This is a genomic window from Bacillus cereus group sp. BfR-BA-01383 (assembly GCF_022663495.1).
Classification (GTDB): domain Bacteria; phylum Bacillota; class Bacilli; order Bacillales; family Bacillaceae_G; genus Bacillus_A; species Bacillus_A cereus_AU.
In genome coordinates this window covers 1-18755 of record NZ_JAKUFP010000011.1, presented here as the reverse complement: position 1 = coordinate 18755, position 18755 = coordinate 1, and the positions used below count along the sequence as shown (strand labels likewise).

The window sequence follows — 18755 nt, the reverse complement described above, 5'->3', positions numbered from 1 at the left end:
TTAAATTAGTTACTTACTAATTTATAGTTATTTTAACGCGTAATTTTTATTATGTCAACACCATCTAAAAAGGTTAATAATTGACGGAAAATTATAACAATAATAGAATGAATTATATTGGATAATTAGTTTCACAAGCATATATAGAACACTAGGGGGATTATTATGAAATCAACATTTTTTGCTCAAAATAGAGAGCGACTAACGAAGACATTACCAGATGAATCTATTACTATTTTATTTGCGGGACAGGCACCTCATATGTCAGCTGATGCCCACTATAAATTTGTGCCGAACCGAAATTTTTACTATGTAACAGGAATCGATGAGCCAAATGTTATTTTCATGTTGAAGAAGTTTGGAAATAGTGTGGAAGAAACACTTTTCATTGAAAAGTCAGATCCAGTAATGGAAAAATGGGTAGGAAAAACAGTTTCTAAAGAAGATTCAGAAGAAATTTCAGGTATAAAAAAAGTTGTATATATAGAAAGCTTTGAAAAGACAATTGCAAATATACTTTTCGCAGAAAATGTGAAACATGTGTATTTAGATCTAGAGCGTCGTGAGTGGAATGGTACGGAGACAAAAACGTTAGCGTATGCTAAACATGTAAGAGAACAATATCCACACATTACAATTGGTAATGTATATCCGAGCATTTGTGAATTACGAGTGTTTAAAACAGAGGAAGAAATTGAAATCATTAAAGAAGCAATTGCTGTAACTAAAGATGGTATTTATAATGTGCTAAAGCATGCAAAAGCAGACGTGATGGAATATGAATTAGAAGCTTATTTTGATTTTACGTTGAAATCATCTGGTATTAAACACCATGCATTTCATACAATTTTGGCGAGTGGTAAAAATGCTACAGTCCTTCATTATGAAGATAATGATGCACAAATTAAAAATGGTGATTTAGTACTGCTTGATTTAGGTGCTCAAAAAAACTACTATAACGCTGATATTAGTTACACATTCCCAGCAAGCGGAACATTTTCTAGTCGCCAAAAGCAAATATATAATATCGTGTTAAAAGCATTGAAAGAAACAACTGAACTTATTAAGCCAGGAGTAAAGTTTGCTGCATTAAATGAGCATACAAAAAAAGTACTGGCAGAAGAGTGTAAAGCAATTGGCTTAATTCAAGAAGACGAAGAATTATCTAAATACTATTATCATGGAGTAAGCCATTTCCTTGGTTTAGATACGCATGATGTAGGAACATACAAAGATAGAGTGTTAGAAGAAGGTATGGTTATTACGATTGAACCAGGTTTATATATTGAAGAAGAATCAATCGGTATTCGAATTGAAGATGATATTCTTGTAACGAAAGATGGGTATGAAAACTTATCAAAAGATATCATTAGAGAAGTTGAAGAGATTGAAGAATTTATGAGTGAAAATAATGAAGATATAAAAAGAAATCAAGCTGTAGTTAAATAATAAAAAAAGGTAACCACTAATTTATTTGAACTTTACCTCGAATCGTGGACATTAAAAAGTCCATGATTCGGGATAGGGTTCTGTTTACCTTCGAAATACTAATCTTTAATTATTAATCCCAATAAAGTTGCAAACTGAACAGCTTGATATGTTGATACTTTACATCCTCTTAAATCGTTCACTGAAACTGTAAGTGTATCAAAATTAGAAGAACTAATATCTATCCCCTTCAGTGATGTTTGATCAAAATTAGCTTCGTCAAGGCTACATAATTGGAATTCGACTTTTTTTAGTTTACAATCAAAAAAATCTGCATTATTTAATGAAGTTTCATTAAATATAATTTTTTCTAACTTGGAATTTCCAAATGCCGCTAAATTCAAAATTGAATTCTCAAATTTAACATTTCCTAAGCTAGATTCTGTAAAATTAACTCCAATTAATTTACTATTTTTAAATTCAACTCTGTGAACAGAAGAATTTCTTAAATTAACATTTGATAAATCGCAGTTTTCAAAACAAACATCTGTAATATCGATATTGCTAAAGTCTGTATTAGTGAACTTACAATTCTTTATCACTGCATCATATAATCGTACTCTATCTACAGATTCATTTTCGAAAGTGGAGTCTATAATTTCACACATTTCTAGTGTTGGATCTTCTTCATAAAAAATATCTTGAAAATTCCTTGAAGATAACTCTGGTGGAATTTTTGGTCTATCAATTTTCATAGTATATCAATCCTCTTCTTTTTGATATATTTGTGTAATTCAGGTCTAGTGTCTTTTTATTAAGAACATTGGTTCTCATTATACACAAATTTACGTTTTTTTGTGAAGAGCATTTTAGTTATTTTTTCTTAAGAAATAACGTCATAATAAATACAAGAACTGCTAATACAGTAGTTACAAGGAAAGCATCTTGCATACCTAAAATACTCGCCTCTTGTAATGCCTCTACTTTTGGTAATTTTTCCATTAAGTCAGGTAAATAATTTTTTGTTTGTGTAGACATGACAGTCGTTAATAGCGCTGTGCCAATTGCTCCTGAAACCATACGAGCAGTGTTCGCCGATGCTGCACCATGACGACTCATAGAAGGAGGAAGCTGATTTAGTCCAAATGTCATCACTGTCATCATAATACATGAAATCCCAAACATAAAAGTAGAGTAAAGGACAGTTACGTATAATAAACTTGAATCTAAACTTAAATTTGTATAGAACCATGAAGTGACTATAATCGTAAGCATACCGACATAAGTTAATGGTCGTATACCGTAACGATCCAAAATAATACCAGTAATAGGAGACATAATTCCCATCACAATTGCACCAGGCAATAGAATTAACCCAGTTTGAAGTGTGGAGTGCCCTAAAATATTTTGAATATAAACAGGTGTTAAAAGTTCTACACTATACATCGCAAGCGCAATAAAAGCGCCAATTCCAATTGTTAGTGAAAATTGATTGTTTTTAAACACAGATAGGTTAAGCATAGGTTGTTCAGCGACTAATTCTTTCCAAATAAATAGACTAATAAAGATGACTCCAATGATGATAGTAACGATTACTTCATTCGCACTCCATCCAAGACTTCCAGCCATAGAAAATCCATATAATAACGAGCCTAAGCCAATTGTTGATGTAATTACACCTAACAAATCAAATTTAGGATTGCTTTTTTCTGTAACGTTACGTAAAAAGAAGAAAGCTAGAATTAAATCAATTATGCCAATAGGGATAATGATATAGAATAGAACTCTCCAAGAATAGTGCTGTAGAATCCATCCTGATAATGTTGGGCCGATAGCTGGTGCAAATGTCATAGCGATACCAATCATCCCCATTGCTTTGCCTCGTTTTTCAGGTGGATACAAACTAAAAATAACAGTTTGTACAAGTGGCATTATTACACCAGCACCTGTTGCTTGAAGTAATCGTCCTACTAATAAAATTGAAAAGTTAGGTGCGATGGCACTTACAATTGTACCAATTGAAAAAAGTGCAACAGAACTTATAAATAACTGTCTTGTAGAAAATTTTCCGATAAGGTACGCGGTAATGGGAATTACGATTCCATTCACCATAATAAATCCAGTACTCAACCATTGAACGGTATTTACATCTAATTGAAATACTTTACTTAATTCAGGAATTGCGACATTTAATAGTGTTTGGTTTAAAAGAGTCATAAATGATCCGAGAACAAAAATAGATAGTACTAATAACCTTGCTTTACTGCTCATGTTTAATGAGTTGAACTTATGTTGAGTCGTTTCTATGATAATCATCTCCATTTCTAGTGTGTAAAATAAAAATCCCCGTAATCTTTTACATATAAGATCCCTCCGAAATATAGTTTTAGTTTCTAATATTCGAGAATGAATAAAGGTACAATAGTTGTCGACGCAACTATTGTACCTTTATATTAAAGAAGTTAATTTAAAAAATAAGTATATTAGTTGTTAATGCAACTAATATTACGGTAAAATTACAAATGAATCAAGTATTATGTTTTTAGAGGGAATGCTCCAATACTTTACATGAATGTTACAATTCAAATATGTATAATAACTGTATCAGCAATGTAATCTCAGGAAGGGGACTTACAAATGAATATAAACGATAAAGAGTCAGTTGGACGTTGGATTTCATTACTACATAGATATGGAAATGTGTATATAAATGAACAATTAAAAGAGTTTAATATTGGAGCCGGACAATATCAATTTTTGGCAGTCTTATACGAAAATGAAGGTGCGTCTCAAGATGACATAGCTTCCATACTAAAGGTTGATAAAGGAACAGCTGCAAGAGCAATAGCTAAATTAGAAAAAGAAGGCTATGTAGAGAGAAAAGTATTTACCGTTGATAAACGTATAAAAAAATTATATTTGACGGATAAAGCATATACATTTGAAGCAAAACTAACTGAAATTTTATTGGGCTGGAAAAATATTTTAGTCGAAGATTTATCTGCTGAAGAGCAAGAATATGTATTGAAATTATTTAAAAAGATGGCTGGGAATGCTGAGGTTTCTCTTGCTAAGATTAAATAATTAAGTAAAAAACAAAGTCATTCCCATCCTATTCGTATAACGGGAACGACTTTGTTTTTATTTTGATGACAACTGTTCATGGAGTTTATTGTGATATAAAGCAGTTATCTTATTGGATAGCTGCGTTATTAATTTTGGTCGCAATTGTTAATGCATATGTTGATCATGCTCGGATGGAGGAGGAGTATGATCTGGGAATGTTACGAATACAGAAACAATGATTACAACACTAATTGAAAGTAATAATAAAAAACGCCGGTGGATAAAAGTAGAAAGGGTTTCAGATAAAAGCTGAATCATACATGACATAGTTATCGTTATAGTAAGTAAAAGGCTGATGAACAATATGCTATGAGCTTGTTGAGCATTTAGCATTTCTGTAATCATTGCTCCCATCATACTTGCCATTAATGCAGAGAACAATCCTTCTAATGCAGTATACAGGTGAAAACGTAGACCGACTAAAAAACAGATAAAGCCACTAATTAAAGTAGCAAGCAAAGTAGAATATAGTAATTCTCCCTTAAAGAGAATACCAAAATAAAACCCTATACTTAAACCGATACTCATACTAAAAGACATAATAAATACCATATACTCCATTAGGGTACCCTTACGTTTAGAAGTGTATGATGTAATAATAATCGAGATACAACAAAGTGTTAAGGCAGTTAACGTATAAGCAAACATCATGATACCTCCCTGTCCCATCATTCACTTCATCATATGTTCAGATGGAGAGTACTTATGCTTATTTAAATCTGCATATTATCTGCACAATTTCATGAATGTAAGCAAGTAGGCGCTTAATGTTTCGGGGCGTTTTTTTTGTTTGTAAGCATGTGAAAGAAAATGTTATATAATGAGTTTCTATTGTGAAGCCATAAAGAATAAGCGTATAATATTATAGTTATCCCATTACTCGGAGTAACCCGCGAATGATAAATAAGATTGTTGTTTTATCATCGCTTCTAAACATATATACAATGAAAGTAACACTGGAATACAGATAGGGAGTTAGAAGATGAAATTAATTATTGCCGAGAAACCAGATCAAGGTTTGGCTCTTGTTTCACAGTTTAAATATCGCCGGAAAGATGGATATTTAGAAGTAGAAGCAAATGAGTTATTTCCAAATGGAGCGTACTGTACATGGGCAATTGGTCATTTAGCGCAGTTATGTAATCCAGAACATTATCACGCAGAGTGGAAAAAATGGTCACTTAATACGTTACCTATGATTCCTGAACGTTTTCAATTTGAAGTAACAAAATCGAAGTATAAACAATTTAATGTAGTGAAACAGCTGTTACATAATCCGCAGGTAACAGAAATTATTCATGCAGGCGATGCTGGGCGTGAAGGGGAACTGATCGTACGAAATATTATTAATCTTTGTAACGTACAAAAACCGATGAAACGTCTTTGGATTTCATCTTTAACGAAGCAAGCTATTTATCAGGGTTTTAAAAATTTACTCGATGAATCAGATACGATTAATACGTACTATGAGGCGTATACTCGGTCATGTGCGGACTGGGTTGTTGGTATGAATGCATCGCGTGTTTTTAGTATTTTGCTAAAGAAAAAAGGAATGAACGATGTATTTTCCGCTGGTCGTGTACAAACACCAACATTAGCATTGATCGTAAAGCGTGAAAAAGAAATAGAGAACTTTAAATCAGAGCCGTTTTGGGAAGTGTTCGCAACCTTTAATATAGAAGGAAAGAAGTATGAGGGGAAATGGGAGAAAGATAGTGAATCTCGTTTGAAAGACCCTGATCTGGCAAATAAAATTGCGGCATTTTGCCAAGGAAAACCGGCAGTAGTGAAGGAAATGAAAACCGAGCGTAAAGAGTTTCAACCACCGTTTTTATTTAATTTATCAGCACTGCAAGCGACAGCGAATAAAGCTTTTAAATTTTCACCGAAAAAGACGCTTGATATAACACAAGCGCTATATCAAAAAGGGATAGTCTCTTATCCTCGTTCGGATTCTAACTATGTTACACAAGGAGAAGCAGCGACATTCCCTGATATTTTACAGAAGTTAAGTCAGTTTGATGAATATAAAGGCTTATTGCCAGCACCAATTGAATCGATTATGAATAACAAGCGTTATGTGAATGAAAAGAAAGTGACAGATCACTACGCAATTATACCGACAGAGCAAGTTATAAATCCAAGCAAGTTATCAGGTGATGAAAAGAAAATTTACGATATGATCGTAAGAAGACTCATTGCAGCTCACTATGAAGTAGCAATCTTTGACTATACAACGATTACAACTCTTGTAGACGAACGTGCTGAGTTCATTTCGAAAGGAAAACAGCAAATTCAAGAAGGTTGGCGTAAAGTTATTTTCCAAGATGATAAAGATGACGAAACGATTCTTCCAATTGTAGCTGAAGGCGAACAAGGAAAAGTTGTAAAGGTGAAAGTGAAAGAAGGAAAAACACAGCCGCCAAAGCGTTATACTGAAGGACAACTTATTACGTTAATGAAAACTGCCGGTAAGTATTTAGAGAATGAAGAGCTCGAGAAAGTATTGAAGAAAACAGAAGGTCTAGGTACAGAAGCGACTCGCGCTGGAATTATTACGATGCTGAAGGATCGTAAATATATAGATGTGCAGAAAAACCAAGTGTACGCAACAGATAAAGGGAAAGTATTAATTACCGCAATCGGTGACAAAATTTTAGCTTCACCAGAAATGACAGCAAAATGGGAGCAGCGCCTCGCGGAAATTGGTGAAGGTACAGCTTCACCAGCTACATTTATGGAACAAACGAAAAAGCTATCAGCGAAAATTATTGAAGACGCGGTGGAAATGTCTGAGAAATGGGATTTCACTGGATTACATGTGGAATCGATTGAACGAAAAGGATCGAAATTTACGACAGGTAAAAAGGTTGGTAGCTGTAAAAAATGTGATGGTGATGTGATTGATAAGTCCACATTTTACGGTTGTTCTAACTATAATACGACACAATGTGACTTTACCATCTCGAAGAAGATATTAAGTAAAACAATTTCGCAAAAGAATATGACAAAGCTCTTAAAAGGTGAGAAGACCGATTTAATTAAAGGGTTTAAAAAAGGCGAGAAAACCTTTGATGCGAAGTTAGAGTGGAAAGATAATAAAATTAATTTTGTGTTTGAGAATTAATTGTGTCAACAAATAAAAAAGTTCTTTACTGAATAAAAAAGTCCTTTCCCGAGTAAAAGGTTCTGTAACAGGTTAGATTTGAAAAAATATTGATAGAAAAGAAGAAGTATGACAATTTTATGTCATGCTTTTTTATTTTATAATTACAGATTTTTGTGTACTAATATTAACAATTATTTAAAATAATTGTTTGAAAAGATGGTATGAATAGTGTTAAGTAGCAATAAAGTCCTTTAAAAAATAAAAAAGTTGTTTAAAAATCCTTCTTTAACTAAACGGCAGGTTAGATTTAATACGATGTTTGTTTTATCATTTAACTAAAGTGGTAGGAGGTCGAAGAAAAGGCAGTAATAAAGAAGTGCCATTCCTAATGTGGACTGGCACTTTGTAAGGTGCAAAATTTATTATTTGATTTCGGCTGAGGAATTTGATTTATCTATTTTTCCTGTACTTTATTATGATTCCTTAGGCAGCCTTCTCTGTTTTAAATACCCATTGTTGAAGAGTTGGTTGATAATACGGTATCATCCACCCTAAAATTTTGCCGATAAAATAGGCGGCAATTAGTGTACCGATTCCGATTGAGCCTAATGATTGAATGAAAACTATACAGATTGCACCAGCCACACAAATGTTTATTAAATCGCTCAAAATTTTTGCTTTACCGAATTTCAAATTAAATTTTTCACTAATTGCATAAGTTAACGCATCATACGGCATTAATGGCAGTTTCGCTGTTGTATAGCCCATTAAACCGACCGCTATAACAAATAAACTTATAATCAAATATACACTTCGAGCAAAGATAGTTTCAGGTGTAGGGAAAAGTTGTACAAGGAAGAGCGTTGCATCCATGAAAAACCCAAATAAAAACGAAATAATGAATTGACACACAAATTCATTGAACTCCATTCGTTTACTTAATATAACTTGAATAATAATGTATAAAACATTTGCAAGCGCCATTGTCACACCAACCGATAAACCAATCGTTAGCGTACTTGCATATGCTAATGATGACACAGGCGATACACCAAATCCTGCTTGAATCGACATGCTAATGCCAATCGACATAAAAAATAACCCGAGAACGTATAAGATGATGCGCTTCAAGGTTCTGTTCCGATGATTCATAGTATCTCTCACTTTCTAGTTAATATTATCAATATAAAGACTATAGCTATAGAATTAAATATAACGCCAAATTCGACATATGAAAAATATATATATGATAAACTAATCATATCAAAAAACATATGACGGAGAGATACAATGGATTTTCGACAATTATATTACTTTAAAGAAATTGTGAAACAAGGAAGCATTTCTAAAGCAGCAGAAGTGCTCCATATCGCGCAGCCACCACTTAGTCAATTATTAAAAAAGCTTGAAACTGATCTTGGCACAACTTTAATTCATCGATATCGTCAAAAATGGGAGCTTACAGAAACAGGTGAAATACTATACCAATATGCCAATCAAATGCTAATGCAAATTCAAGATGTAAAGCAGCAAATTCAAGAAATTGAACAAGGTATAGGAGGAACAGTAAGTATCGGTGTATCGTCTACATGTTCGAATATGCTCATTGACTATGTTAGTACGTTTAGAACACAATACCCTAATGTTAAAATAAATATAGTAACTGGAAATTCAGAAGAATTATTAAAAAGACTAGAACAAAGAGAAATTGATGTTGCCTTACTTTTACGATTGGGCAATAGTGAACAATATGAGATGAAAATATTAAAAAAACAACCAACCGCTGTGATTATTCCAACAAGTTGGGCAACATCGTTTTCATCACAGCATGTGACGATTGAACAGATTGCCAAGTTCCCATTCATTATGCTCGGAGCAATGGACGGACTCTCCTTCAATGAAGACCTCTTCAAAGTATTTGATGAACATCAAGTCAAGCCAAATATCATTATCGAGTGTAAAGATATAAGGATGGTTGTAGCACTTGTTAGTAGAGGACTAGGATTATCCGTTATTCCAAGTATGGATTACACATCACCATTTTTAGAACATACAACGCTTTTTGAATTGAAACAATTTGATTTTCATCTAGAGCCTGTAATAGTAAAATTAAAAGACCAACGAATTCCCAAAGTAGCATCTCAATTTTGGGGAATGGTTGATTAGAGGATGTGAACAAAGCAAAGATAGCCTTCAATCAAGTAATATAGACATCGTCTGAAAAATGTAGGTGAGTTTTAATTTTCAACTTAATGAGCAAGTTGTTTTATTAGAAAGTGCGCATCTTGTTCTGTTATTTCGATTGATATTATGCCGTTTCAAAAAATAACATATGTTATTTTTTACTCATCAGTTAGTAAACGAGTGTTATCATTTTTCGCAGAAATGATAGCACTTTTTTCTTTTTGTTAATTGCTTCTTTTTCATTCTTCCTCAGATAAAAATCGATGGTATTTCCTTCAGAATCCACGGCACGATACAGGTACATCCATTGACCTTTGACGTTTACAAATAAACATAGAGAAAAAATTTTGTTTTGGGGTATTTTTTTTCTTAGCTTGATGGCGATGGAGGGCTCCCCTTTACTAATTAAAGTTTCATTTTATAAATGAATAAATACTGTGTTTTATGAGGGAGCTGTTAAAAGGGTATCCTTTTTTTGTGTCAATTTTAAAAACGTATTTCACTCTCTTAAATAATTTTGAACAAAATTTCATAAGTGTATTTACAATTGTTCAAGCCAGGGTTAGAATGAAGTTGTTAAAAGATATGGGGAGTGAAGAAAATGAACATTGCAAAGTTAATTGATCATACAATTTTAAAAGCAAATTCTACAAAAGAAGATGTTATGAAAGTAATCGAAGAGGCAAAAGAATATAAATTTGCTTCAGTTTGTATTAATCCTACATGGGTAAAGCTAGCTGCTGAAGAATTAGCTGGACATGATGTAGACGTTTGTACTGTAATCGGTTTCCCATTAGGAGCAAGCACGACTGAAACAAAAGCATTCGAAACAAAAGATGCTATCGCAAAAGGTGCAACTGAAGTTGATATGGTAATCAATGTGGGTGCTTTAAAAGATGGCGACAGCGAATTCGTTGAAAAAGACATTTATGAAGTAGTACAAGCAGCAAAAGGAAAAGCTCTTGTAAAAGTAATCATTGAAACTTGCCTTCTAACAGATGAAGAAAAAGTTCGTGCTTGTGAATTATCAGTAAAAGCTGGCGCTGATTTCGTAAAAACTTCAACTGGATTCTCAACTGGCGGAGCAACTGCTGAAGATATCGTATTAATGCGTAAAACAGTAGGACCAAACGTTGGTGTAAAAGCATCAGGTGGTGTTCGTACACGTGAAGATGCAGAAAAAATGATTGAAGCTGGAGCTTCTAGAATTGGCGCAAGTGCAAGTGTTGCAATCGTATTAGATGACAAAAATGGCGTTTCAGATAATTATTAATCAATAAAAGCTAGAAAGAAATTGGGGAAAACCAGTTTTTTTTCCTAATTGTGAAAACGAATACATTTTAATGAAGAAATAAATTGTACAGATTACTCGATATGTGAAATGAGTAAGAATTTTAGTTCTTGATGGTTAACTAAATTAAAAAATAGAAATGGAGAGATTATAATATGACAACAGCTCATAATACCGCGAAAGTTGGAGAGATTGCAAAAACAGTATTAATGCCAGGAGATCCGTTACGTGCGAAATATATTGCGGAAACATATCTAGAAAATCCAGTGCAGTTTAATAGTGTACGTAATATGTTTGGTTATACAGGAACTTATAAAGGAAAACAAATATCTGTAATGGGATCAGGTATGGGGATGGCAAGTATTGGAATATACTCATACGAATTATATAAATTTTATGATGTGGAAAATATTATCCGTGTTGGTAGTGCAGGAGCTTATACAGAAGAACTAAACATACATGATATTGTGCTTGTAGATAGTGCATGGAGTGAATCAACATTTGCAAAGGCTCAAGCAGGAGTAAATGGTGATATTCAGCTTCCTAGTGAGTTATTAACGCAGAAAATTGAAGATACTGCAAATAGCATTCATTCTCCTATTGTTAGAGGTAGAATTCATTCAAGTGATGTATTTTATCATGAAACTAATGTTCCAAATCATGTTGATTTTTATAATGAACATAATTGTATTTGTACAGAAATGGAAAGCTATGCATTATTCCATACTGCAAGAATATTAGGAAAACAAGCGGCATGTATACTAACTATCTCAGATTCTTTAGTAACCCATGAGCAAATTAGTGCTGAAGCAAGACAAACATCATTCGATAAAATGATGAAAATTGCATTAGAGGCTTGTTTGTAAAGTGTAGAAATATGAAATGTAAATACATGTAAGAGCATGTGTTGACATTTCTATTTTCGAAAATAGGAGTTTTTTTGAGTACCGCCATATGCCTATCAAGCTAATATTTTGAAGTGTCTCCATATCCATCAACTTAAGAAAAATAAATGCACCAAAAATGCAAAAATGAGCTGAATTCTCAGAGTAACTTTCTGTAGAGAAAGAAAATTTTCATTTAGGGGATATATGAAAACCTTAGCTTAATAGTGATATGGCGAACCCTTAGAATGGGTGGCGATTTTTTGTTATTTGTGAAAGCGTTTCCTTTTGAACACCATAAGAAGAAACGAACAAAAATCGGTATAGCTGTGCACAAGGAAGCCTCACTAATGAAACAACAGGTGTAGAAATTACTGAAACGATTCTTTTACAAAAGGATTAATTGGTAGTTAAAGGCCAGGCAATCATGATTCAGGGAGACAATTTCCTGAACAACAAGAAAAGAGGAATATAGCTATGTCTATCATTAATGAAGATGTGAGCATGAAGAAAACTCAGGAATATAGTGCTAAGAAAGCAGTACCCGTAATCTTACTGTTATTTCTATTATGTTTGGTAATTGACAATTCGTTTAAGATTATTTCTGTTGACATGGCAAAGGATTTTCACATTTCAGTGACAACAGTTAGCTGGCAAGCAACACTAGCTGGTCTTGTAATTGGAATTGGGGCAGTGGTTTATGCAACTTTAGCGGACTCCGTTAGTATTAGAAAACTTTTTAGCATTGGTATTATTTTAATATGTGCCGGTTCAGCCATGGGATATATTTTTCAACACTCGTTTTTACTAGTTGTTATCTCACGAATTATCCAAACTGCCGGTCTAGCATCAGCTGAAACCTTATACGTGATATTTGTAACAAAACATTTACCTGCAAATGAACAAAAGAAATTTTTAGGATTAAGTACAAGCAGTTTTGCTCTTTCACAGCTTATAGGTGCAGTAACTGGAGGTTATATTTCAACATATTTCCATTGGACAACTCTGTTTTTACTTTCTTTTGTAACACTTTTCACTCTTCCTTTTATTTTAAAGCATCTTCCTAAGGATGAAGCGAAAAACAGTAATGTAGATGTAATAGGACTATTTTTAGTTGGAGCCATTTCAGCATCCTTACTACTATATATTACCGATTTCAATTGGATTTACCTTCTCTTGTTTATTGTTGCAGCTATCTTGTTCCTTACTTATATCAGCAAGAACTCAAAAGCTTTTATCGGAATATCATTCTTCCAAAATAAACAGTTTATCTCATTGCTTGGAGTTGCTTTTATAATTTACTCTGTACAGTTAGCATATATTTTCTTATTTCCATTTTTGCTTGAAAAAATTTATGGTTTGAAGCTAGATACCATTTCACTATTATTGATTCCAGGCTATATAGCAGCTGCGATAGTCGGGGCTCTTTCTGGAAAATTTGCGAAGGTTTTGGGAAGCAAGCAAAGTATTACAATCGCTATGTCTAGCATTATGGTCAGCTTACTATTAGGCGGATTCTTTATAAAAACTTCTGTTGTTGTATTCGTAATATCTATGGTTCTATTCTCTAGTTCATTTGCATTCATGTATGCACCATTACTTGATTCTTGCATTTGTACGATTGAAAAAGAAAAAACAGGAACAGCAATCGGATTTTATAATTTAACACTTAATGTCGCTATGTCAATCGGAATTGCCTATACAGCCGCAATGATGGATCATTCTGCAATGAGAACAAATTTACTAGGGCTTATAAGCAATCCAGATGCTTCTATGTTTAGTAACATCCTATTCATTCTCGCACTAATTACCCTGTTTAGTTTATCTATGTACTGGGTATTAGTAGGACGAAAAGCGACAAAATAGATGTATAAAAATCTTTAAATGATTATTTCATGTTAGAACTCCATATCCCATTGCTATCTAAGCATTGGTGAAAAAAGGTTTACCTGATGTATACGCAGCTATTGATGCTTATGCAATTAAGTCTGCCAAATCATTAGGTCTTGATAGTAAAACTGGTTCAATCGAGATAGAAAAATCAGCTAAAGCTAATCTACTTTATTTAGAGCATGGAGAAACTATCTAATTGAAAAAGAGAGTGCCTTTTGGGAAAAGGGACTCTCTTTCCGTGTTTGTTTTATTGTAGCTTTGAAATAAAGGTTAATCAAAAACGCCCCACAATCCAGCATTTCACAACAAATATAAAGCATCCACTTTGAAAAAAGATTGATCCTTTGTTACTTATGTTGTTCAATAATAGTGCTCTTTAACGGAACAACTGTGATATCACTCAACAGTTCCTTAATATATCTTTCAATAATGAAGAAAAAGAGCATGACAATTCATTGTCATGCTCTTTTCTATGTAAATAACTTATTGTATAGAATCGCTGTAATTTTATTCTTGTACAATTTGCTGTTTTTTCTTAATTAGCAACAAAACTTGTGAAACACAAGCAAGAACTGGCAGCTCAATTAACGGCCCAATAACGAGTGCAAGTGCAATAAGAGGTTCGTCTGGAAAAGCTGTCACAGCTATAGCAAGTGCAACAGGCGAGTTTCTCGCTAATGTTGTTAAGTTTAGACTTACTGTATCTTTATATGATAAACGCATAATGCGTCCTATGAATTGTCCTAGTAAAAAATTAATTACGAAAAACAATAGAACGGGAATCAGTAATAATAACACAACATTCATATTTTGAAGTAAATATTTACCTTGTGATGCAAACATCGCTACAATGGCTAAACTTAAAAATACAATTTGTGCAGAGCCGAAAAATGGAATGAGTTTATTCTCAAGTGTTTCAGCTTTTTTCATTTTATGCATAATAAATTTTGTAGCGTGCGCTAGTAAAAATGGTAAGACGATTATGATAACAATACTTTCTACTAAAACAGAAACCGCTACAGTCTTCATTACACCTGCAAATAAAAATAAATAAACGGGTAGCAATAATACTTGTAAAATTAAATTCACAGGTAAAATCGCTGTGGAAAGTGCTACATTTCCTTTCGCTATTTCAGTAAATATTAAGTACCAATCTGTACATGGAGTAACCATTAGCATAATAAATCCAACCCAAAGTGCTGGATGATCTGAAAGAAATAGTGCGCCTAATCCCCAAGCGAGGAAAGGTGTCCATAAAAAGTTAATGGTAAGGCTTGTTCCAGCAAATTTTAAATTGCGAAATCCGTTTTTTATATCCTTTAATGGGATGCTGAGAAATAGTCCATATAGCATGAAAAATAAGAAGGGGACAATAAATCTCTCTGAATACATATGTACCATATTAAATTGTCCTAATGTAACTCCGAATATAACAGCTGCAAGAATGATAAAGGTTTGAATCTTTTCTAAAGTACTCATTAATAAATCCTCTCTATTGGTGAATTTCCCTCTCTAGTTGTATTATACAAGGTATTTCACGTATGTGTTTTCGAATTTATCATTTTGACTGGGGGAATATATTTCTTGTTTATTTTTAATTCGAGATTTTTTTCTTTTTAAAAAGTTACTTGACTAAAGTAAGTGGTTATAATATACTCACTTACATAAGGTAATTAAATAACAAAAAGTTTTGGTGGTTCAACTTAATAAGGTATCGATTGGAACTTTTTCTTAGAATAAGAATTTTTATGATGATGAATAATGAATATGATAAGAAAGTTTAGGTGAAGAGAATGGGATTATTTAGCTCATTATTTGGTAAAAAAGAAGAAAATACAAAAGTAGAGGAGAATAAAACTATGTCAAAAGTATTATTTGTAAAAGCGAACGATCGTCCAGCGGAGCAAGCAATTAGTTCAAAAATGTATGAAACATTTGTAAGTACTTATAAAGAAGCAAATCCAAATACAGAAGTGACGGAATTAGATTTATTTGCATTAAATCTTCCTTATTACGGAAATATTGCTATTTCAGGTGGATACAAACGTAGCCAAGGCATGGAGTTAACAGCTGAAGAAGAGAAGGCTGTAGCAACAGTAGATCAATATTTAAATCAATTTTTAGAAGCAGATAAGGTTGTATTTGCATTCCCATTATGGAACTTTACAGTGCCAGCACCGTTAATCACGTATATTTCATACCTTTCTCAAGCGGGAAAAACGTTTAAATATACAGCAAACGGTCCAGAAGGTTTAGCTGGTGATAAGAAAGTAGTTGTATTAGGTGCTCGTGGTTCAGATTACTCTTCAGAACAAATGGCTCCTATGGAAATGGCAGTCAATTATGTAACAAACGTACTTGGATTCTGGGGAATTACAAATCCAGAGACAGTTGTAATTGAAGGACACAATCAATACCCAGATCGCTCACAACAAATTGTAGAAGAAGGTTTAGAAAACGTTAAAAAAGTAGCTGTGAAATTTTAATTACTGATAGTAAATAGAAAAACCAACATGGATGACCATGTTGGTTTTTTAGTCTATTTTCTATGTTAAAAAATGTATATTTATAAAATAAAAGAAAAGTTTGAAAATAGTATTGCAAAATATTATATATCAAACTATAATGAGTTCAAGAATAGTTGATATTCAAATTAAATATTCAGAAAATTCAATTAGTGAAAAATGGAAATGAGATAAGGAATTGTGAATGGAGGTTATATTATGACGAATAAAGTACCGTTTTCGTTCATAGTAGTTATTGGTTTAATGTTATTTGCACTATTTTTTGGAGCAGGAAATTTAATATTCCCAGCGATGCTTGGTCAATCGGCAGGAGAGAATGTATGGATTGCTAACGCTGGATTTTTAGTAACAGGAGTAGGTTTACCATTACTAGGCGTATTGGCATTTGGTTTTTCAGGTAAAGACGATTTACAGTCATTAGCAAGTCGTGCTCACCCAGTATTCGGGATTGTGTTTACAACAGTTTTATACTTAGCGATCGGTCCGTTATTTGCAATACCAAGAACGGGGAATGTTTCTTATGAAATTGGTCTTAAGCCGTTTATGCCAGAGGGATTAGGTTCTACACCGTTAATTCTTTTTACAATTATATTCTTTAGCATTACTTGTTTTTTTTCGCTAAATCCTGCGAAAATTGTCGATATTGTTGGGAAAATATTAACGCCAATTAAATTGACATTCATCGGTATTTTAGTAATCGTTGCTTTTATTCATCCGATTGGAGATATGCAAGCACCAGTTGAAGGGTATACATCACATGCATTCTTTAAAGGATTCCAAGAAGGATACTTAACAATGGACACGCTTGCATCATTCGTATTCGGAATCATCATCATTAATGCAATTAAAGAAAAAGGTGCAAAAACGAAAACACAAATTATGGCCGTTTGTGCAAAAGCGACAATCATTGCGGCTTCTATTTTAGCAATTATTTATACAGCTCTTTCTTATATGGGAGCTTCAAGTGTTGCAAAGCTTGGACATTTAGAGAACGGCGGAGAAGTATTAGCGAAAGTTTCTAACTACTATTTCGGATCATATGGTGGAGTATTATTAGGGTTAATGATTACAGTTGCTTGTTTAACAACAAGTGTGGGACTTGTATCAGCATGTTCTTCATTCTTCCATAAGTTATTCCCAAATGTTCCTTACAAAGCAATCGCAATCACGCTATGTGTATTTAGTGCAATTGTTGCAAACGTAGGGTTAACACAATTAATCGCAGTTTCTGTTCCAGTATTAACAGCAATTTATCCACTAGCAATTGTATTGATTTTCTTAACATTCTTCCATTCACTATTTAAAGGAAGAGCTGAAGTTTATCAAGTGAGTTTAATCGTAACATTTATCATCAGCTTATTTGATGGATTAAGTGCAGCTGGAGTTAACATTGAAGTAGTAAGCAAAGTGTTCACTAAATTCCTTCCGATGCAGGAAGTAGGATTAGGCTGGATCTTCCCAGCAATTATCGGTGGATTTATTGGATATGGTATTAGTGTTTTAAAAGTGAAAAACCAAGTTCAACCAGCAACTAGAGCGGATAAGAAAATAGGTTAAATAAAAAAGTTATAGAACTTTAAAATGTACCCTATAGAGTAGACACTTGAAAAAAGTCTATTCTATAGGGTATTTCTTGTATAATAAGAGGGAAATTGGGATCGGAGAATATTCAAAATGACAAAAAAGCTATTTACAGAAAGAGAAATTCAAATTTTATCGAGTAACCCATACGTAAAATCTGTAAGTCAGAAAGGTATCACTTATACCGAGGAATTTAAGCATATTTTTATTGAGGAAAATGAAAAAGGAAAGCTACCTCGAAATATTTTTGAAGAATGTGGCTTTGATATAGATATGATTGGAATGAAAAGAGTTATGTCATCAGGAAGTAGATGGCGTGCTGCTTATAGAAAAAATGGTGTATTTGGTTTGCGGGATACACGCATCGAAAACGCTGGAAGAACTCTTGAGAGAGAGCTTACGTTAGAAGAGAAGTATGCCCGTTTAGAAGCCGAACGAAACTTACTAAAGGCGGAAAATGAATTGTTAAAAAAAATCAAACTTATGGAAGGGAGGATGAGGAGGGGATAACGTTATCACCTAGTCAGAAATTCATCTTGATTCGTTCTGTCATCATAAAATACAACTTAAGGAATATGGTCAGTCATTTGTGTAAAGTAGCTGGTGTATCCCGTTCGGGATACTATAATTACTTTTCAATTTCATCTCAAGAACAACGGAAACAAAAGAGCGATCGAGATGAAATCGTGAAAGAAACCATATTAAAAGCACTTCGATTTAGAAATAGAAAGAAA

The 18755-nt window shown here is 33.2% G+C and carries 14 protein-coding genes and 2 pseudogenes; 10 read left to right on the top strand and 6 right to left on the bottom strand.

Features of this window, described 5'->3' with window-relative positions; genetic code table 11:
• Window positions 1-165 precede the first annotated feature (165 nt).
• The gene (locus MR065_RS12765; protein WP_242213910.1) at window positions 166-1449 is read left to right on the top strand and encodes an aminopeptidase P family protein; all 1284 of its coding nucleotides are present in this window, start codon (window positions 166-168) and stop codon (window positions 1447-1449) included.
• Between the two features lie 98 nt (window positions 1450-1547).
• On the opposite strand, the gene MR065_RS12760 is transcribed toward MR065_RS12765, so the two are convergent.
• Together MR065_RS12760 and MR065_RS12755 are read right to left on the bottom strand one after the other, a co-directional pair.
• On the bottom strand, window positions 1548-2183 hold the full coding sequence (locus tag MR065_RS12760; protein WP_242213909.1) for a pentapeptide repeat-containing protein: 636 nt from the start codon (window positions 2181-2183) through the stop codon (window positions 1548-1550).
• 118 nt (window positions 2184-2301) lie between these two features.
• On the bottom strand, window positions 2302-3744 hold the full coding sequence (locus MR065_RS12755) for a DHA2 family efflux MFS transporter permease subunit (protein WP_242213908.1): 1443 nt from the start codon (window positions 3742-3744) through the stop codon (window positions 2302-2304).
• A gap of 321 nt (window positions 3745-4065) precedes the next feature.
• Here MR065_RS12755 and MR065_RS12750 point away from each other — a divergent pair, with 321 nt between their 5' ends.
• Complete coding sequence (locus tag MR065_RS12750; RefSeq protein ID WP_242213907.1) at window positions 4066-4512, top strand: MarR family winged helix-turn-helix transcriptional regulator; 447 nt, start codon at window positions 4066-4068, stop codon at window positions 4510-4512.
• 147 nt (window positions 4513-4659) lie between these two features.
• Here the strand turns inward: MR065_RS12750 and MR065_RS12745 are convergent, their stop codons facing one another.
• A complete protein-coding gene (locus MR065_RS12745; protein WP_242213906.1) occupies window positions 4660-5202 on the bottom strand; it encodes a hypothetical protein in 543 nt (180 codons plus the stop codon).
• Window positions 5203-5536: 334 nt separating this feature from the next.
• On the opposite strand from MR065_RS12745, the gene topB reads away from it, so the two are divergent.
• Window positions 5537-7681: a DNA topoisomerase III gene (gene topB, locus MR065_RS12740; protein WP_242213905.1), complete on the top strand. Its 2145-nt coding sequence runs from the start codon at window positions 5537-5539 to the stop codon at window positions 7679-7681.
• A 465-nt stretch (window positions 7682-8146) separates the two neighbouring features.
• On the opposite strand, the gene MR065_RS12735 is transcribed toward topB, so the two are convergent.
• The gene (locus tag MR065_RS12735) at window positions 8147-8815 is read right to left on the bottom strand and encodes a YczE/YyaS/YitT family protein (protein WP_242213904.1); all 669 of its coding nucleotides are present in this window, start codon (window positions 8813-8815) and stop codon (window positions 8147-8149) included.
• A 138-nt stretch (window positions 8816-8953) separates the two neighbouring features.
• Between MR065_RS12735 and MR065_RS12730 the strand changes: the two genes are divergently transcribed.
• A complete protein-coding gene (locus MR065_RS12730) occupies window positions 8954-9829 on the top strand; it encodes a LysR family transcriptional regulator (protein WP_242213903.1) in 876 nt (291 codons plus the stop codon).
• A 187-nt stretch (window positions 9830-10016) separates the two neighbouring features.
• Here the strand turns inward: MR065_RS12730 and MR065_RS27455 are convergent.
• A pseudogene (locus tag MR065_RS27455) lies at window positions 10017-10175 on the bottom strand (DDE-type integrase/transposase/recombinase); the annotation flags it as partial.
• A 273-nt stretch (window positions 10176-10448) separates the two neighbouring features.
• On the opposite strand from MR065_RS27455, the gene deoC reads away from it, so the two are divergent.
• The 3 genes from deoC to MR065_RS12710 all read left to right on the top strand — a co-directional run bounded on the left by deoC (window position 10449) and on the right by MR065_RS12710 (window position 13888).
• Window positions 10449-11120 (top strand): deoxyribose-phosphate aldolase, encoded by a 672-nt coding sequence (gene deoC / locus MR065_RS12720; protein ID WP_242213902.1) that lies wholly within the window; start codon window positions 10449-10451, stop codon window positions 11118-11120.
• A 173-nt stretch (window positions 11121-11293) separates the two neighbouring features.
• A complete protein-coding gene (deoD, locus tag MR065_RS12715) occupies window positions 11294-12004 on the top strand; it encodes a purine-nucleoside phosphorylase (protein ID WP_242213901.1) in 711 nt (236 codons plus the stop codon).
• A 495-nt stretch (window positions 12005-12499) separates the two neighbouring features.
• Window positions 12500-13888 (top strand): MFS transporter, encoded by a 1389-nt coding sequence (locus MR065_RS12710; protein WP_242213900.1) that lies wholly within the window; start codon window positions 12500-12502, stop codon window positions 13886-13888.
• A 534-nt stretch (window positions 13889-14422) separates the two neighbouring features.
• Here MR065_RS12710 and MR065_RS12705 read toward each other — a convergent pair.
• On the bottom strand, window positions 14423-15394 hold the full coding sequence (locus tag MR065_RS12705; protein ID WP_242213899.1) for an arsenic resistance protein: 972 nt from the start codon (window positions 15392-15394) through the stop codon (window positions 14423-14425).
• Between the two features lie 314 nt (window positions 15395-15708).
• On the opposite strand from MR065_RS12705, the gene MR065_RS12700 reads away from it, so the two are divergent.
• The 3 genes and pseudogenes from MR065_RS12700 to MR065_RS12690 all read left to right on the top strand — a co-directional run.
• Window positions 15709-16401 carry an FMN-dependent NADH-azoreductase gene (locus MR065_RS12700; RefSeq protein ID WP_097902097.1) on the top strand — a complete coding sequence of 231 codons (693 nt, stop codon included), beginning with the start codon at window positions 15709-15711 and terminating at the stop codon, window positions 16399-16401.
• Window positions 16402-16638: 237 nt separating this feature from the next.
• Entirely contained in the window at window positions 16639-17997 is a 1359-nt protein-coding gene (gene brnQ, locus MR065_RS12695) for a branched-chain amino acid transport system II carrier protein (protein WP_242213898.1), read from the top strand.
• A 108-nt stretch (window positions 17998-18105) separates the two neighbouring features.
• Window positions 18106-18755 (top strand): annotated as a pseudogene (locus tag MR065_RS12690) (HTH domain-containing protein); the annotation flags it as partial.

What these genes read in the sequence shown, in the direction of transcription:
- MR065_RS12765 (WP_242213910.1), top strand. Translation starts at nt 166, where the DNA reads ATGAAATCAACATTTTTTGCTCAAAATAGAGAGCGACTAACGAAGACA.
- MR065_RS12760 (WP_242213909.1), bottom strand. Translation starts at nt 2,183, where the DNA reads ATGAAAATTGATAGACCAAAAATTCCACCAGAGTTATCTTCAAGGAAT.
- MR065_RS12755 (WP_242213908.1), bottom strand. Translation starts at nt 3,744, where the DNA reads ATGATTATCATAGAAACGACTCAACATAAGTTCAACTCATTAAACATG.
- MR065_RS12750 (WP_242213907.1), top strand. Translation starts at nt 4,066, where the DNA reads ATGAATATAAACGATAAAGAGTCAGTTGGACGTTGGATTTCATTACTA.
- MR065_RS12745 (WP_242213906.1), bottom strand. Translation starts at nt 5,202, where the DNA reads ATGTTTGCTTATACGTTAACTGCCTTAACACTTTGTTGTATCTCGATT.
- topB (WP_242213905.1), top strand. Translation starts at nt 5,537, where the DNA reads ATGAAATTAATTATTGCCGAGAAACCAGATCAAGGTTTGGCTCTTGTT.
- MR065_RS12735 (WP_242213904.1), bottom strand. Translation starts at nt 8,815, where the DNA reads ATGAATCATCGGAACAGAACCTTGAAGCGCATCATCTTATACGTTCTC.
- MR065_RS12730 (WP_242213903.1), top strand. Translation starts at nt 8,954, where the DNA reads ATGGATTTTCGACAATTATATTACTTTAAAGAAATTGTGAAACAAGGA.
- deoC (WP_242213902.1), top strand. Translation starts at nt 10,449, where the DNA reads ATGAACATTGCAAAGTTAATTGATCATACAATTTTAAAAGCAAATTCT.
- deoD (WP_242213901.1), top strand. Translation starts at nt 11,294, where the DNA reads ATGACAACAGCTCATAATACCGCGAAAGTTGGAGAGATTGCAAAAACA.
- MR065_RS12710 (WP_242213900.1), top strand. Translation starts at nt 12,500, where the DNA reads ATGTCTATCATTAATGAAGATGTGAGCATGAAGAAAACTCAGGAATAT.
- MR065_RS12705 (WP_242213899.1), bottom strand. Translation starts at nt 15,394, where the DNA reads ATGAGTACTTTAGAAAAGATTCAAACCTTTATCATTCTTGCAGCTGTT.
- MR065_RS12700 (WP_097902097.1), top strand. Translation starts at nt 15,709, where the DNA reads ATGGGATTATTTAGCTCATTATTTGGTAAAAAAGAAGAAAATACAAAA.
- brnQ (WP_242213898.1), top strand. Translation starts at nt 16,639, where the DNA reads ATGACGAATAAAGTACCGTTTTCGTTCATAGTAGTTATTGGTTTAATG.